Source organism: Anaeromyxobacter dehalogenans 2CP-C (assembly GCF_000013385.1).
Classification (GTDB): domain Bacteria; phylum Myxococcota; class Myxococcia; order Myxococcales; family Anaeromyxobacteraceae; genus Anaeromyxobacter; species Anaeromyxobacter dehalogenans_B.
In genome coordinates this window covers 854035-869080 of the sequence record NC_007760.1, presented here as the reverse complement: position 1 = coordinate 869080, position 15046 = coordinate 854035, and the positions used below count along the sequence as shown (strand labels likewise).

The 15046-nt window shown below is 74.5% G+C and carries 14 protein-coding genes; 6 read left to right on the top strand and 8 right to left on the bottom strand.

Annotation, left to right across the window (positions count from 1 at the left end; genetic code table 11):
* Window positions 1-12: 12 nt before the first annotated feature.
* Window positions 13-720: an oxidoreductase gene (locus ADEH_RS03840; protein WP_011419806.1), complete on the top strand. Its 708-nt coding sequence runs from the start codon at window positions 13-15 to the stop codon at window positions 718-720.
* A 17-nt stretch (window positions 721-737) separates the two neighbouring features.
* A complete protein-coding gene (locus tag ADEH_RS03835; protein WP_011419805.1) occupies window positions 738-1883 on the top strand; it encodes an AI-2E family transporter in 1146 nt (381 codons plus the stop codon).
* A 3-nt stretch (window positions 1884-1886) separates the two neighbouring features.
* Here the strand turns inward: ADEH_RS03835 and ADEH_RS03830 are convergent, their stop codons facing one another.
* The gene (locus ADEH_RS03830; protein ID WP_011419804.1) at window positions 1887-2807 is read right to left on the bottom strand and encodes a LysR family transcriptional regulator; all 921 of its coding nucleotides are present in this window, start codon (window positions 2805-2807) and stop codon (window positions 1887-1889) included.
* A gap of 118 nt (window positions 2808-2925) precedes the next feature.
* Here ADEH_RS03830 and ADEH_RS03825 point away from each other — a divergent pair, with 118 nt between their 5' ends.
* Both ADEH_RS03825 and ADEH_RS03820 read left to right on the top strand, forming a co-directional pair.
* On the top strand, window positions 2926-3945 hold the full coding sequence (locus ADEH_RS03825; protein ID WP_011419803.1) for a zinc-dependent alcohol dehydrogenase family protein: 1020 nt from the start codon (window positions 2926-2928) through the stop codon (window positions 3943-3945).
* 141 nt (window positions 3946-4086) lie between these two features.
* Window positions 4087-4821 carry a hypothetical protein gene (locus ADEH_RS03820; protein WP_011419802.1) on the top strand — a complete coding sequence of 245 codons (735 nt, stop codon included), beginning with the start codon at window positions 4087-4089 and terminating at the stop codon, window positions 4819-4821.
* A 44-nt stretch (window positions 4822-4865) separates the two neighbouring features.
* Here the strand turns inward: ADEH_RS03820 and ADEH_RS03815 are convergent, their stop codons facing one another.
* Entirely contained in the window at window positions 4866-6527 is a 1662-nt protein-coding gene (locus tag ADEH_RS03815) for an HNH endonuclease signature motif containing protein (protein ID WP_011419801.1), read from the bottom strand.
* Window positions 6528-6842: 315 nt separating this feature from the next.
* On the opposite strand from ADEH_RS03815, the gene ADEH_RS03810 reads away from it, so the two are divergent.
* Window positions 6843-7034, top strand: a complete 192-nt coding sequence (locus ADEH_RS03810) for a hypothetical protein (protein ID WP_041453307.1) — start codon at window positions 6843-6845, stop codon at window positions 7032-7034.
* Window positions 7035-7124: 90 nt separating this feature from the next.
* Here ADEH_RS03810 and ADEH_RS03805 read toward each other — a convergent pair whose 3' ends face one another.
* The 5 genes from ADEH_RS03805 to ADEH_RS03785 all read right to left on the bottom strand — a co-directional run bounded on the left by ADEH_RS03805 (window position 7125) and on the right by ADEH_RS03785 (window position 10424).
* The gene (locus tag ADEH_RS03805) at window positions 7125-7973 is read right to left on the bottom strand and encodes a sigma-70 family RNA polymerase sigma factor (protein ID WP_011419800.1); all 849 of its coding nucleotides are present in this window, start codon (window positions 7971-7973) and stop codon (window positions 7125-7127) included.
* Window positions 7970-8524, bottom strand: coding sequence for a hypothetical protein (locus ADEH_RS03800; protein ID WP_011419799.1), 555 nt, complete (start codon window positions 8522-8524; stop codon window positions 7970-7972). Before ADEH_RS03800 ends, ADEH_RS03805 begins: the two co-directional genes overlap by 4 nt.
* A gap of 179 nt (window positions 8525-8703) precedes the next feature.
* Complete coding sequence (locus ADEH_RS03795) at window positions 8704-9117, bottom strand: acyl-CoA thioesterase (protein WP_011419798.1); 414 nt, start codon at window positions 9115-9117, stop codon at window positions 8704-8706.
* 47 nt (window positions 9118-9164) lie between these two features.
* Window positions 9165-9413 (bottom strand): Lrp/AsnC ligand binding domain-containing protein, encoded by a 249-nt coding sequence (locus ADEH_RS03790; RefSeq protein ID WP_011419797.1) that lies wholly within the window; start codon window positions 9411-9413, stop codon window positions 9165-9167.
* Between the two features lie 81 nt (window positions 9414-9494).
* Window positions 9495-10424, bottom strand: a complete 930-nt coding sequence (locus ADEH_RS03785) for a DNA-3-methyladenine glycosylase family protein (protein ID WP_011419796.1) — start codon at window positions 10422-10424, stop codon at window positions 9495-9497.
* Between the two features lie 159 nt (window positions 10425-10583).
* Between ADEH_RS03785 and ADEH_RS03780 the strand changes: the two genes are divergently transcribed.
* Window positions 10584-11813, top strand: a complete 1230-nt coding sequence (locus ADEH_RS03780; protein ID WP_041453306.1) for a BamA/TamA family outer membrane protein — start codon at window positions 10584-10586, stop codon at window positions 11811-11813.
* Window positions 11814-12160: 347 nt separating this feature from the next.
* On the opposite strand, the gene secA is transcribed toward ADEH_RS03780, so the two are convergent.
* Window positions 12161-14998: a preprotein translocase subunit SecA gene (gene secA, locus ADEH_RS03775; RefSeq protein WP_198133811.1), complete on the bottom strand. Its 2838-nt coding sequence runs from the start codon at window positions 14996-14998 to the stop codon at window positions 12161-12163.
* Between the last annotated feature and the right edge of the window lie 48 nt (window positions 14999-15046).

Here is a 15046-nt window from a genome sequence, read left to right as displayed (position 1 = left end):
GGTTTCGCGCGAATGCTCGGCCCGACCCTCTACACCGACGTGTCCGTCCTCGCCGCCTGGGACGAGACGGCGCCGTTCCGCGGCATCCGCCTGTCGCTGCCCCCCGCGCTGGCGCGCGCCCACCGCGCGCCCGGACAGGTGGTGAAGGTCCGGACGGCCGCCGGCGAGGGCTTCTTCGCGCTGGCGAGCGCGCCGTCGCCCGACGCGGTGGTGGACCTGCTGGTGAAGCGCGGCGGCAAGGTGGCCGACGCCGCCATCGTCGCGGCCGCGCCCGGCGCGACGCTCGCCATCACCGAGCCGTTCGGGAAGGGGTTCCCGGTCGAGGAGGCCGCCGGGCGCGACGTGCTCCTGTTCGCGGCCGGCTCCGGCATCGCCCCGATCCGCGCGGTGGTGCAGCACGTGCTCGCGCACCGCGACGCGTTCCGCCGGGTGACGCTGTTCTACGGCCAGCGCCACGGCGCCGAGTTCGCGTACCGCGCCGAGCACCTCGCCTGGGAGCGCGGCGGCGTGCGGCTCGTGCTCTGCCCGTCCGGCGAGGACGACGCCTGGCCCGGCGTGCGCGGCCGGGTGCAGGAGGTGGCGCGCGCCCTCGCGTTCGGCGGCACGCCGCCGGAGGAGACCGTCGCGTTCGTGAGCGGGATGACCGCCATGGTGGACGACGTGCGCCGGGTCCTCGCCGGCGCCGGCATCCCCCCGCAGCACGTGTTCGCGAACTTCTGAGCGCCCAGGGGGAGCCGGTGACCGCCACGCCCGACAGCGACCTGCACGCCCGCCGGCTGCTCCTCGCCTTGCTGGTGCTGGCGCTGCTCCTCGCCGGCTGGATGGTGAAGCCGTTCTGGGTGGCGTTCTTCCTCGCGGCCGTGCTCACCGCCGCGCTGCGACGCTGGATGGAGTGGCTCTCGGGGCGGCTGCGCGGGCGGCGCTCGCTCGCGGCCGGGCTGCTCACGGTGGGCGTGCTGCTCGCGGGGGTCGTCCCGGTCGCCGCGCTCGGCGCGGTGCTGATCCGCGAGGCGGTGGACGGGATCCAGTGGCTGCGCAGCGCGCTCCAGAGCGAGGGGGTGTGGGGACTGGTGAGCCGCCTGCCCGGGCCGATCGAGGATCTCGCCCACCGCGCCGTCACCGCGCTCGGCGATCCGCAGCGCCAGCTCCAGCAGCTCGCCGGCGAGCAGGGCGGGCAGGCCGCCGCGGCGGTCGGGGGGGTGCTCGCCGCCACCGGCACGTTCGTGCTGCAGACGGTGTTGATGCTCATCGCGCTGTTCTTCTTCCTGACGGACGGGCAGCGGCTCATCGCCTGGGTGGACGCGCGCGTGCCGCTGCGGGCGGGTCAGTTCCGGACGCTGGTGGAGGACTTCCGGCGCACCACGCTGTCGGTCGTGGCCGCGACCGCCGCGACCGCCGGGATCCAGACCGTGACCGCGCTCGCCGGGTACCTCATCGCGCGCGCGCCCAACCCGATCTTCCTGGCGGTCCTCACCCTGGTGGTGGCGCTCATCCCCGCGGTGGGCGCGACCGCCATGGTGCTGGCGGTCGCGGCGCTGCAGTTCGCCACCGGCCACACCGTGTCCGGGATCTTCCTCGCGATCTGGGGCGCGGCGGTGGTGTCGCTCGTGGACAACGTGGCGCGCCCCTACCTGCTCAAGGGCGGGATGGAGCTGCACGGCGGCGTGGTGTTCTTCGCGCTGCTCGGCGGCCTGGCCGCGTTCGGCGGCATCGGGCTCATCCTCGGGCCGCTCGTGGTGACGTTCCTGGTGACGGTGCTGAACATGTACCGGCGCGAGCTCGGCAAGAGGCCCGCCTCCCCGACGCCCGCGCCGGCCCCGGGAGCCGGGCCCGGGACCGCCGAGGACGCGATCGCAGCGCCCCGCCCGGACGGGCGGGGCTGAGCGTCAGCCCGCGGCCGGGCGCCGGCCGGCGCGCGGCCGCCTGCCTTCGAGCACCTCGGAGAGGTGATCGAGGAGCACGCGGACCTTCGGCAGCAGGTGGCGGTTCGGCGCGTACAGCGCGTGCACCGGGAACGGCGCGAGCGGGTGGTCCTCCAGCACCTGCACCAGCTTGCCGCTCGCGAGCGCGTCCGCCACCACGAAGTCGAACAGCGCGACGATGCCCTTCCCGGCGACGGCCGCCTCGCGCAGCGCCTCGGCGTCGTCGGAGTGGAACGGCCCGTCCACCTCCACGTCGTGCGTCCCCTCCCCGGCCACGAAGCGGTACGGATCCGGCCGCCCGTCGCGCAGGTAGCCCAGGCAGGCGTGGCGGGCGAGCTCGTGCGGCGTGCGCGGCGAGCCGTGGCGGCGCAGGTACGCGGGCGCGGCGCACACCAGGATCCGGCGCTCGCCCAGCCGCCGGGCGATCAGCGTCGAGTCGGACAGCCGCCCCATGCGCACCGTCACGTCGATCCCCTCCGCCACCGGATCGATGAACGCATTCCGGAGCGTGAGCGCGATGCGCAGGTCGGGGTGCCGGTCCAGCAGCCGCGGCAGGGTCGGCGCGAGGAGCGCGCGACCGAGCCCCACCGGCGCGTCCACGCGGAGCAGCCCCGACGGCCGGCCGGCGCTCCGCGCGATGGCGTCCTGCGCCTCGCGCAGCTCCTCCAGGATCCGCAGGCAGCGGTCGTGGAAGGCGCGCCCGTCGTCGGTGAGCGAGAGCGCGCGGGTGGTGCGCGCGAGCAGCGGCGCACCCAACGCACGCTCCAGCTGCGCCACGCGGCGGCTCACCGCCGACGGCGTGACGCGCAGGCGGCGGGCGGCCGCGGCGAAGCTGCCCGCCTCCACGGTGGCGGCGAAGAGCTGGATCGCGGCGAGCGAGAGCATGATTCGTGCGGATCCAGCACGAGTGCCCTTCCCACGCCTGCCGTCGCGCGCCGCCGGCACGGATCGCATGCTCCCTGCCGCGCGGCGCTGGGTCGCCGCGACGGAACCGGGAGACGACATGAAGGCGTGGATCATCGACGGGAAGTTCGGGCTGGACGCGCTCCGGGTGGCGGAGCGCGAGACGCCGCGGCCGCGGGCGGGCGAGGTGCTGGTGCGCGTGCGCGCCGCCTCGCTCAACTCCCGCGACCTCGGGGTGGTGGAGGGGTTCTACTTCCCCGCGCAGCCGCTGCCGCTCACCCCCGGCTCGGACGCGGCCGGCGAGGTGGCGGCGGTGGGCGAGGGCGTCACCCGGGTGCGCCCGGGCGATCGCGTGGCGCTCACGTTCCAGCAGGCCTGGATCTCCGGCCGCCCCGACCCGGCGGCGCTGCACGCCTCCACGCTGGGAGGCCCGCGCGAGGGCGTGCTCGCCGAGTACGCCCTCGCCGACGCCGAGGGCGTGGTGCGCTACCCCGAGCACCTCACCTTCGCCGAGGCGTCCACGCTCCCCATCGCCGGCGTGACCGCCTGGCAGGCGCTGTTCACCGAGGCGCAGGTGGGGCCGGGCAGCGTGGTGGTCGTGCAGGGCACCGGGGGCGTGGCGGCGTTCGCGATCCAGCTCGCCCGGGTCGCCGGCGCACGGGTCATCATCACGTCGCGCAGCGCCGCGAAGCTGGAGCGCGCCCGCGCGCTCGGCGCGCACGACGGGATCGACACCGGGGTCGAGCCGGCCTGGGACGAGCGGGTCCTCGCGCTGACCGGCGGGACCGGCGCGGACGTGGTGGTGGACGTGGCGGGCGGAGATCTGCGCCGGTCGGTGAACGCGCTGCGCTGGGGCGGGCAGGTCAGCCTGGTGGGCCTGCTCGGCGGGGCGACCGCGCGGCTCGAGGTGGTCCCGAGCCTCCTGCGGCGCGCGCGCATCCAGGCGATCAGCGTGGGCAGCCGCGAGATGTTCGAGGCGCTCAACCGGCTGGTGGCGCTGCACCGGCTCCGCCCCGCCATCGCGCGGACCTATCCCTTCGAGCGCGCGAACGAGGCCATCGCCGCGCTGCGGGCCGGCGACCACGTCGGCAAGCTCGTGGTCGAGGGCGCCGCGGCGTAGGCCCGGCGCCGGGGAGCAGGCCGCGACGGCGGCCGCGCTCGCACCCGCGCCGCCACGCGCGCACCTCTCGGCACCCGCCGTGAAGCACGGCCCCGCCCGCCCCGTTCCCGCGAACGCGGGACGCGGCTACAGTGCGCCGCCATGACCCCCTCCCGCCTCGTCCTGGCGCTCGTCCTCGCGCTGCCCCTGCTCCCGCAGCCGGCCCGCGCGCAGGTCCACGCCCAGCTCCGCATCGACCTGCCCATCTCCCCGCGCCTGGTGGTGATCCAGCCCGGCGTCCAGGTGGTGCCCGAGTACCAGGACGAGGTGTTCCACCAGGGCGGCTGGTACTGGCTGCGCCGCGAGGACGGCTGGTACCGCGCGCAGTCGCCGCGCGCCGCGTTCGTGATGGTCGAGCCGCGCATCGTGCCGCGCGTGCTCGTGACGCTCGCGCCGGGCCGCTACCGGAACTGGCAGCCCGTGGAGGCCGCCGCGCCGCCCCCTCCGCCGCCCCCGCCGTACCGCCCCGCCCCGCCTCCTCCGCCGCCCGAGTACCGGCCCGCCCCGCCCCCGCCGCCGCCGCGCCACGCCCCCGCGAACGTGGTGCGCGTGAAGGAGCTGAACGCCGGGTACGTCCGCGCCCGCGTCATCTACGCGAAGGAGGTCCGCGCGTACGAGGGTCGGATCGGCCGCATGGTGCGCGACGACCAGTGGAAGCGCGGCATGCGCAAGCACGGCGGCGGACGCATCGAGGCCGACGAGCTCGAGGCCGACGTGATCTACGCGAAGGAGGTCAACGCCGACTGGATCGACGCCGCGGAGATCCACGCGAAGGAGATCCGGATCGGCGAGGGCGACGACGACCGCCACGACCGCGACGGCGACTGGCGGCGGTGAGCGGCGCCGAGCGCCCGTGAGCGCCGCCGCTCGCGGTCGCGCCCCTACGCGCCCATCCCCGTGAACGGCGCCCCGTTCAGCAGCCACGTGAGGCCATCCGGCGCGCGCCCGAAGACGGTCAGGTAGCCGCCGTGGACGCAGCGGAGGTGGTGGAACGCGCAGAGCGCCACCTGGTTCTCCGCCTCGTCCCCGCCGCCGTGCGACCGGAACAGCACGTGGTGCGCGTGGGCCGCGCGGTGGCTGCAGCCCGGGACCTGGCACCAGCCCAGGTCGCGCGCGCGCGCGCGCTCCGAGCGGCTCGGCGAGCGCTTCAGCACGTCCCCCCACTGCCCCAGGAAGTGCGCGCCGAGGATGGCGAGGCACGATCCGGCCGGCACGAGGCGCCCCACCCGCTTCCGGACCGTCTCGAACGCAGCCGCGAGGAGCACGCCCACCCGGCGGGGCAGCGGGACCGAGACCTTCCGCTGCGCACGCAGCTGCCACTCCCGCTCGCCCTCGACCGCACGCCGGAGCGCCACGCAGGTCAGCGCCTTCGCCCGCGGGATCCACGGCGCGATCTCCTCCTCCGGGAGCCGGGCCAGGATCCGCCGCCGCTCGTACGAGACCCCCTGCCGGCGCGCCTCGCGGAGCCCCGCGGACCGCGCCAGCCGCTCCTCGTGCTCCGCCCGCTGCTCCACCGCGCGCGGCGGCAGGCGCAGCCGCTCCTCCACGTAGTGGCGGAACGTGGCGAACCCCAGGCGCAGGTGCATGCCGCTCCGGCGGATCGCGTACGCGCAGGCGCCGATGACGTCCTCCAGCGTGGCGCGCGCCGCCGCGAGCTCGCGCAGCGTCCGGTCGATCTCCTGCGCGGTCGCGCCGTCGGCGAAGCGCACCTCCGGCGCCGGCCAGGACTCGATCGGCGGGAGCAGCGGCCAGCGTTCCGGCTCCGATTCGAGCGCCGCGCGCCGCGCGCGCTCGCCCGCCAGCGCCGGCCGGAACTCCGGCCCCAGCGGGCGGGCCCCGTCGTGATCGCCGTCCGTCGAGAACTCCGCCAGGTACTCCTGCGCCAGCGCCTCCAGCCGCTCGGCCCGGGTCGAGCCCGGCATGTTCCGGCCCGCCGCCTCGAGCGCGGCATCGACCACGAGCCGCTCGGCCTCCGGCAGCTGCGTGCGCAGCGTCACCCACGCCTCGTCCTCGTCCTCCCGTCCGGTGGCGCCGCCCGCCCGCCGGACCCCGTCCTCCAGCTCCCGCACCGTCTGCCCGGCCGCGCGCTCCACCCAGAACGCCTCCGCGTCGCCGGTCGCCGCGTCCAGCACCGTCTCCGCCGCGCGGAGGCCCACCCGCCCCGAACGCATCGCCTCCCGCAGGCGCGGGCGCGTGGCGAGCCCTTCCCCGAGCCGCGCCAGGCCCGCCGCCGCGCGCTTGCCGATCCCGAGGACCTCGCGCGCGTAGTCGTCGAGGTGGAAGCCCAGCGCCGCGAGCCGCTCGCCGCGGCGGAGCGCCGCCAGCCCCTCGGCGATCGCGACGTCGATCGCGCCGCGCCCCCGCGCCGCCCACGCCAGGATCCGCTCGCACGCGTCCGCCTCCGGCTCGCCACCCCGGAACCAGCGGTCCAGCTCCGCCCGGCTGTACGGAGGCAGCTCGCGGAGCGGCAGGAGCGCGTGCGCCGCCTCGGCGGTGCCCGTCAGGTCGGCGGCCCCGAGGCCGGCGCGAGGAGCGGCGTCCATGCGTCCACCCTCGCACGCGCGTCTGACACTCACCGTGAACCCAGAAGGAGCGCGCGGGAGCGTGGCGGCGCGCAGCAGGCGCCCGGTCCGGCCGGTCCCCCCACCCGCGCCAGGATGGCCGGCCGCGAGCTCGCGAGCTCCTTTCGCGATTCACGCCTGCCCGCCGCCCGCGAGCCGTGCATGGGTCGCCCCCCGCCCGCGGAGCCGCGCGGGGGCACCGCCCCGCCTGCCGACCGGCCCGTGTCTAGATTGAAGGGCGACCGCAGCCTGCGCCGGAGCACGCCGCTCCCGACAAGCCGGCCCTGGAGGGAGCCCATGGACGCCCAGTCGCAGACCCCAGCCTCGCTCGTCCACTTCTACGACACCCGCACGCACGCCATCGCGTGCGGGGAGCACGGTCCGGATCGCCGATCCACCAAGCATCCGCGCCAGGTGACGTGCCAGTCCTGCGTCGCCCTGTTCGACACGCCGCGCACGCACGCCGAGGACGCCGGCGCCGTCTCGTGATCCGGCGGGGCGTCGCGCGCGGCCCGCCGCGGCGCCCCGCCCGAGCCGACGCGGGCAGGTCGTGAGACTCGTGCGAGCCCGCAGGCTCGCCTACGAGAGGTGGCGGAGCTTGTCCGGGTTGCGGACGGCGTAGATCCCCACCACCAGCCCGTCGCCGATCTCGATCGCCAGCGTCTCGACGCCCTCGGGGCCGTGCACCACGAACCCCGGCATGCCGTTGATCCAGGCGCGCTCGTAGGCCTTCGCGCCCGGGAACGCGGGGTGCTTCACGATCTTCTCGAGGAACTGCACGATGGCGGCCCGGCCCTCGATCGGCTGGAGCACCGCCGCGCGCTTGCCACCGCCGTCCGCGTAGAACACCGCGTCCTCCGCGAGCAGCCGCGAGAGCGTGCCGACGTCGCCGCTGGTCAGCGCCGCCTGGAACGCGTCGGCGAGCCGCCGCGCCTCCTCGTCGGACGCGCGGAAGCGCGGCCTCGCGTCGCGCACGTGCCCCCGCGCGCGCGACGCGAGCTGGCGGACCGCGGCCTCGGAGCGCTCCAGCACGCCCGCGACGTCCGCGAACTCCATGTCGAACACGTCGTGGAGCAGGAACGCCGCGCGCTCGAGCGGCGAGAGGCGCTGCAAGGTGACGAGCAGCGCCACCGAGAGATCGTGCGCCAGCCCCGTGCCCTCCGGCTCGACCAGCGGCTCCGGCAGCCACGTCCCGACGTACTCCTCCCGCCGCGCGCGCGCGGAGCTCAGGCGGTCCAGGCAGAGCCGCGTGACCGTGCGGATGAGGAACGCGCGCGGCGACTCGACCCCGTCGCGCGCCGCGCCGTTCCAGCGCAGGAACGCGTCCTGGACCACGTCCTCCGCCTCGGCCACCGAGCCGAGCATCCGGTAGGCCACCTGCACCAGGTCCGCCCGGTGCGGCTCGAAGTCCCTGGCCGCGTCGGTCAAGCCGCCGCCCCCCGCGCCACCGCCACCACCACCGGCAGGTCGCCCACGTGCACGCGCTGGCAGGCCTTGCCGTGGCCCATCGCGTACTTCAGCGTCGGGTAGAGCCGGCCCGCGTTGATCGCGAACGCCAGCGCGATGAGCGCGCGCGGGCCCCAGCGCCCCACGATCTCCTCGCGCAACCCGTCCGCCTCCGGCGCGTGCGCGAGCACCGCGCGCGCGTAGCGAACGCCCAGCCGCACGTCCTCCGGCATCCGCGCCAGGTCGTTCGAGAGCACCGCCTGGAGCACGTCCGCCGGCACGCCGCGCTCGAGCGCCATCGTGACGCCGAGCTGCGTGCACGGCCCGCAGTCCTCGCTCGCCGTGACGACGATCCCGACGCAGAAGTGCACCGCCTCCGGGACGTCGCGCCTGTAGTACCCGAGCTTGGCCGCACGCATGAACATGCGGAACGCCTTGAAGTCGGTGTCCAGCAGCTCGCGGACGTAGCCCGCGTCGTAGTCGTACTGCTTCTCGAACGCCGACAGTTGCTTCCGGATCAACCACTTCAGCATGTGCGGTCTCCTCCTGATCTCGTTCTGCCTGGGAGACGGATCAGGGGGACGGCCTGTGACATGCTCGAGCGGGACGCGGGGCGCGCCGGGCGAGCGCCCGTCCCCGCGGCTTCGGGGAAGCGCCGCCACGGCAGGACAGGGCGGATCCTCGGCCGTGCGGCGAGCGCGCGCCGGCGCCCCTACACCCGGTGCTTCTCGAACGCCGCGCGGATCTCCGGCGGGATGGGCGCCTTCTTCCAGGCGGGCACCTCGATGCAGCAGAGCACGATCGTCGAGCTGGCGGCGGCGTCGGCCTCGTTCGGCCGGAAGACGTCGTAGCGGATCGAGATCGAGTGCGCGCCGATGTGCAGCGTGGTGAGCTGGATCGTCACCGCGTCGCCGTGCTGCAGCGGCTTCTCGAAGTCGGTCTCGATGCGCACCACCGGCAGCGCGACCTTGAGCTGGTCGCCGAGATCCCAGAACGGGATGCCGACCTCGGCGGTGAAGAAGTCCTCCAGCGCGCGGTGGAAGAAGTCGTAGAAGCGCGGGAAGTACACGATCCCGGCGCGATCGACGTCGGGGTGGCGGACCGGCTGGCGGATGCGGAAGGCCATGGCTGCTCGTCTCCTCGTGTCGGCGATGCAGGCGGTGCGCGTGCGCGTCAGGCGAGCGGCTTGAACGCGCGGAAGGCGAGCAGCGTCTCGGTGTCGCGGACGCCGGCCACCTTCTGGACCTGGTCGGGGATGAGATCTCCGAAGGCGTCGTACTCGGGGGCGTACAGCTTCACCAGCAGGTCCCAGGTGCCGGTGACGGAGTGGACCTCGGACACGCCCTCGATCTCCATGAGCGCGTTCGCCACCTCCTCGATGCGGCCCAGCTCGCACTTCACCAGCACGAACGCTGCCTTCATGTCGCCTCCGGTCGAGTCCGATCTTCTACCATTTCCCCGGCCGGGCCGTGCCGCGCCGGCGGCATCCCGCGCGGGCGCGGGTCAGGGCCAGCCCGGCGCGTCCCCGTGCCAGTCGGCGGTCACCTCCAGCCACATGGCCAGCCCGGCCCACCGCCCGTAGGGCGCGAACCAGCGGCGCAGCGTGCGATCGGCGGGGGGCCGGCGTTTCCCCCGGAGGCGTGCGAGCTTGGGGCGCGTCCACGAGTCGAGCGCGAGGTGGTCGTGGCGGCCGAGCAGGCGGAGCAGGTGCTCGGTCGCGTACGGGCCGAACCCCTTCAGCTCCGAGATCCGGCGGCCGAGCGCGTCGGTGTCGAGCGGGGAGCGCCGCAGGCCCTCGAGGTCGAGCGTCCCGTCCGCCGCGCCGCGGGCGAGGGCCAGCAGGTACGACGCGCGGTAGCCGGCGCGGATCTCGTCCCGGTAGAAGCGCTCGGTGCGCGCGGCCATCGCCTCGGGCGTGGGGAACGTGCGGGTGCCGAGCGGCCCGGGCTCGCCGAGCGCCTCGCAGAGCCGCGTCACCATGGAGCGGGTGAGCGCCCACGAGCAGTTCGTCGTGCACAGCGTCTTCACCGCGTCCTCGTACACGGTCGGTGACCGGAGCAGCCGGCCCGCGCCGCGCGCGAGCGCCCAGCGGAGGTCGGGCAGGTCCCGGCCCTTCCCGGCGGCGCGCCGGCGCTCGAGCTCCGCCGCGAGCGACTGGAAGGGCCCGAGGTCCTCGTCGAGCGCGAGGCAGGCGCCGAGCAGCGCGCGCGCCTCGCGCGCCTCGGCGGCGCCGAGCCTTCCCTGCGCGAACGCGCGGAACGCCAGCCGGCCGGGCTCCCCCTCGGCCACCTCGGTGTACGCGACGCGTGCGCTGGACAGCCGCAGGGGGCGCCCGAGCACGCGGCGCGCCTCGTCCCAGCGCCACGGCGGCAGGTCGTACCAGCCGTGGCTCCGGACGGTGAGGACGAGGTCGAACGGCTCGGGCACTTGCATCGCTCACCCTGCGGGGCCCCTGCGGGGCCGCATCGAGGAACCGACCACCGGTGCAGCTTCTACCATCGGAGGGACCGCCGAGGTGCCACGGCGAAGGTGACACATCCGCGCCGGAGAACGCGGCGCCCGGGCGGCGCCGGTGGTAGCCTCTCGCGGCCGATGCGCCTCGCCGCCCGCCCCGCGACCGTCCTGCTGCTGCTCTCCGCCGCCGTCCACGCCGCCGCGGCCCCGCCTCCCGCCCCTGCGCCCGGCCCCGCCCCGGCCGCCGCCGCTGTGACGGCGGGGGCCGCCGCCGCGAGCGCGTCCGACACCCCGCCGCCCGCCGCCGAGCCGGGGGAGCGCACCGCCGAGACCGCCGCGCACCCGGAGGGCCACGTGGCCGCCGCGGAGGCGGAGCGCCACGGCAACCGCTGGTTCGCGCTGCCGGTCCTGTTCTGGCTGCCGGAGACGCGGCTCGGCTTCGGCGCCACCGGCGGCCTGCACCTCGACCTCCGCGGCGCGCCGCGGCCGTCGAGCGTGTTCGTGGGCGCGGTCTACACGCTGGAGCGGCAGGGCTCGGTGGACGTCGCCGGCGAGATCTACCTGCCGAACGGCATGCTGCTGAGCGGCCGCACGCGCGTGGTCCACTTCCCGGACGTCTTCTACGGGATCGGGCCCCACACCACCGCCGAGGACCGCGAGAAGTTCACCCGCCGCGGCGCCGAGGCGGTCGTCACCGCCGAGCTGCCGGTGCTGCCGAACCTCCGCATCGGACCGCGGGTGGACCTGCGCGCCGAGGAGATCCAGGACCGCGAGCCGGGCGGCCTGCTGGCGCGCGGCACGGTGGCGGGCTGGGACGGCTACACCGCCGCCTCGGCCGGCGCGAGCGCCACCTACGACACGCGCGACAGCACGTTCTGGCCGATGCGCGGGACGGTGCTGCAGGCCTGGTACGTGTACGCGCCGGCGGCGCTGGGGCGGCGGCACGCCACCTTCGGCCGCGGCGTGGCGGAGGCGCGCCACTTCGTGCCGCTCGGCCACCGCCGCGTGCTCGGCCTGCACGCCTACGCCGAGGGCGCGCACGGCGATCCGCCCTTCACCCTGCTGCCGAAGCTCGGCAGCACCCGGTTCCTGCGCGGGATCCGCGAGGGGCGCTACCGCGACCGCGTGGACTGGGTCACGCAGGCGGAGCTCCGCACGCCGGTGGTGGGCCGCCTCGGCGCGGCCGCGTTCGCGGCGGTGGGCGACGTGGCGCCCTCGCTGCGCGCGCTCACGCTGCAGTCGGTGAAGGCCTCCGGCGGCGCCGGCCTGCGGTGGCGGCTCACCGAGGACGGCGCGAACATCCGGGTGGACGTCGCGGCGAGCCGGCTGGGCGTCGAGCTGTACGTGCTCGTGCTGGAGGCGTTCTAGGAACGCTCGACTCCGCCCTTCGACTCCGCCCTTGGACTTCGCCCTTCGACTTCGCCCTTCGACTCCGCCCTTCGACTTCGGCGAGCCTGCGGCTCGCCTACGCTCAGGGTGAGCGGCCGGGATCGCCTACGCTCAGGGTGAGCGGCCGGGATCGCCTACGCCCAGGGTGAGCGGCCGGGGTCGCCTACGCTCAGGGTGAGCGGGCGGAATCGTCTAGGGTCAGGGTGAGCGGGCAATCGCCTACGCTCAGGGTGAGCGGGCCCATGCTCAGGGTGAGCGGAGGTCGCCTGCGCTCACCCTGAGCGTAGGCCGGGCCGGCGGCCCGGCCGGAGTCGAAGGGCCCGCCCCTAGACCGCGGCCTCGGTCGCGCCGTGGCACTTCTTGTACTTCTTGCCCGAGCCGCACGGGCAGGGGTCGTTGCGGCCGACCTTCGGGTGCTGGCGCACCACGGTCTCCTGCTTCGGCGCGGGCTTCGCGTCGCCGTCGCCGGCGGACTCGGCGTGGCTGGCGGTGATCCGCTGGAGCGCCTTGCGCTGCATGGCCAGGCGCTTCGCCTCGAGCTCCTCGGCGGTCTCCTGGCGGACGAGCTGCAGGCGGAGGAGGTTGCCGATGACCGCGCTCTTCACGCGCCAGGTCATCTGCACGAACATCTCGTAGCCCTCCTTCTTGTACTCCTGCTTCGGATCCTTCTGGCCGTAGCCGCGCAGGCCGATTCCCTGGCGCAAGTGGTCCATCGAGAGCAGGTGGTCCTTCCACTGCTGGTCGATGGCCTGGAGGTACAGGTACTGCTCCCAGCGGCGCAGCACCGGGATGCCCTCGGGGTCCTTCCCGAGCTCCTCCTCCTTGGCCCGGTACAGCTTCTCCACCACGTTGAAGACCTGCTCCTCGAGCGCGCGGCGCGCCTCCTGCGGGCGGCCGACCGGCGGCGTGAACTTCATCTCCACGCCGAACTGCTCGCGGATGTTTGCCGACAGGCCCTCGAGGTCCCAGTCGGCGACGCGGCTCGGGCAGCTCGCGCCCACCATCTCGACCACCAGGTCCTCGACGAGGTCGAGCATGTGCTCGCCCGCGTCGGCCCAGGTGAACACCTGCTCGTGCCGGGTCTTCTTCCTGGTCTTGGGGTCCTCCTCGTACTCGACCACCGGCACGCCGGCGCCGAAGCCCAGCACCATGCGGCGCAGCCGGTAGATCGACCGGCGCTGCTGGTTCATGACGTCGTCGTACTCGAGCAGGTTCTTGCGGATGTCGAAGTTGTGCGCCTCGACCTTCTTCTGCGCGCCCTCGATGGCCTTGGTGAGCCAGGGGTGCTCGATCTGCTCGCCGTCCTTCATGCCCATGCGGCCCATGAGCCCCTGGATCCGGTCGGACCCGAAGATGCGCATGAGCTCGTCCTCGAGGGACAGGTAGAAGATCGAGGAGCCGGGGTCGCCCTGGCGGCCGGCGCGGCCGCGGAGCTGGTTGTCGATGCGGCGGGACTCGTGGCGCTCGGTGCCGACGATGTGCAGGCCGCCCAGCTTCACGACCTCCTCGTGCTCGGCGGCGGTCTGCGCCTTCAGCTTCTCGAGCGCCTGCTCGAGGCGCTTCGCCCAGTCGGCCTTGCGCTCGAGGAACGCCTGCTCCTCCTCGCCCTCCATGGGCGCGTCCGGCTCCGGGCCCACCTCGTGCTTCGCCATCATCTCGGCGTTGCCGCCGAGGATGATGTCGGTGCCGCGGCCGGCCATGTTGGTGGAGATGGTCACCGCGCCCTTGCGGCCGGCCTGCGCGACGATCTCGGCCTCGCGCTGGTGGTGCTTGGCGTTCAGGACGGAGTGGGGGACGCCGCGCCGCTTCAGCAGCGCGGAGACCACCTCGCTCTTGGCCACCGAGACGGTGCCGACCAGCACCGGCTGCCCGGTGCCGTGGCGCTGCTCGATCTCGGTGCAGAGCGCGTCGAACTTCTCGCCCTCGGTCTTGTAGACGACGTCCTCGGCGTCCTTGCGGACGTTCTTCTGGTTCGTCGGGATGACGACGACGTCGATGTTGTAGGTCTTGGCGAACTCCTCCGCCTCGGTGTCCGCGGTGCCGGTCATGCCCGCGAGCTTCGAGTACATGCGGAAGTAGTTCTGGAAGGAGATGGTGGCGAGGGTCTGGTTCTCCGCCTCGATCTTCACGCCCTCCTTCGCCTCGACGGCCTGGTGCAGGCCGTCCGACCAGCGCCGGCCCGGCATGAGGCGGCCGGTGAACTCGTCCACGATGAGGACCTCGCCCTCCTTCACCACGTAGTCCACCTCGTTCCGGTAGATGTGGTGGGCGCGGAGGGCCTGCTCGACGTGGTGGAGGGTCTCGATCTCCTCGGGCGCGTAGAGGTTCTGGACGGAGAGCTTCTTCTCCATCTTCTCCACGCCCGCGTCGGTCATCACGATGGTGCGGCTCTTCTCGTCCACCGTGAAGTCCTGGTCGCGGATCATCGAGGGGATGACCGCGTTCACCCGCGCGTACAGCTCGGACGACTCGTCCGACGGGCCGGAGATGATGAGCGGCGTGCGCGCCTCGTCGATGAGGATCGAGTCCACCTCGTCCACGATGGCGAAGTTCAGCTCGCCCTGGACGTAGTCCTGGAGGCGGAACTTCATGTTGTCGCGCAGGTAGTCGAAGCCGAACTCGTTGTTCTGGCCGTAGGTGATGTCCGAGCCGTAGGCCTGCTGGCGCTCGCGGTCGGTGAGGCCGTGGACGATGACGCCGGTGCTGAGCCCGCAGAACCGGTACAGCCGGCCCATCCACTCGGCGTCGCGCCGGGCCAGGTAGTCGTTCACGGTCACGACGTGCACGCCGCGCCCGGAGAGCGCGTTCAGCACGCAGGGCAGCGTCGCGACCAGCGTCTTGCCCTCGCCGGTCTTCATCTCGGCGATCTTCCCGGAGTGGAGCACCGCGCCGCCGATGAGCTGCACGTCGAAGTGGCGCATCCCGAGCGCGCGGACGCCCGCCTCGCGCACCAGCGCGAACGCCTCCGGCATGACGTCGTCGAGCGTGCGCCCCTTCTCGCGGACCTGCTGCTTCCACTCGGCGACCAGCCGCGGGAAGTCCTCGTCCCGGAGCGCCTTCATGCGCGGCTCGAGCTCGGCGACCCGCGCCACGAGCGGCCGGAGGCGCTTCAGCTCGCGCTCGTTCTTGGTGCCGAGGACCTTCTTCAGGACGTAGTTGAACATGATCTGCTCGAATCTCCGGTTGGCCCGGTCCCCGCGTGCGGGGGCGCG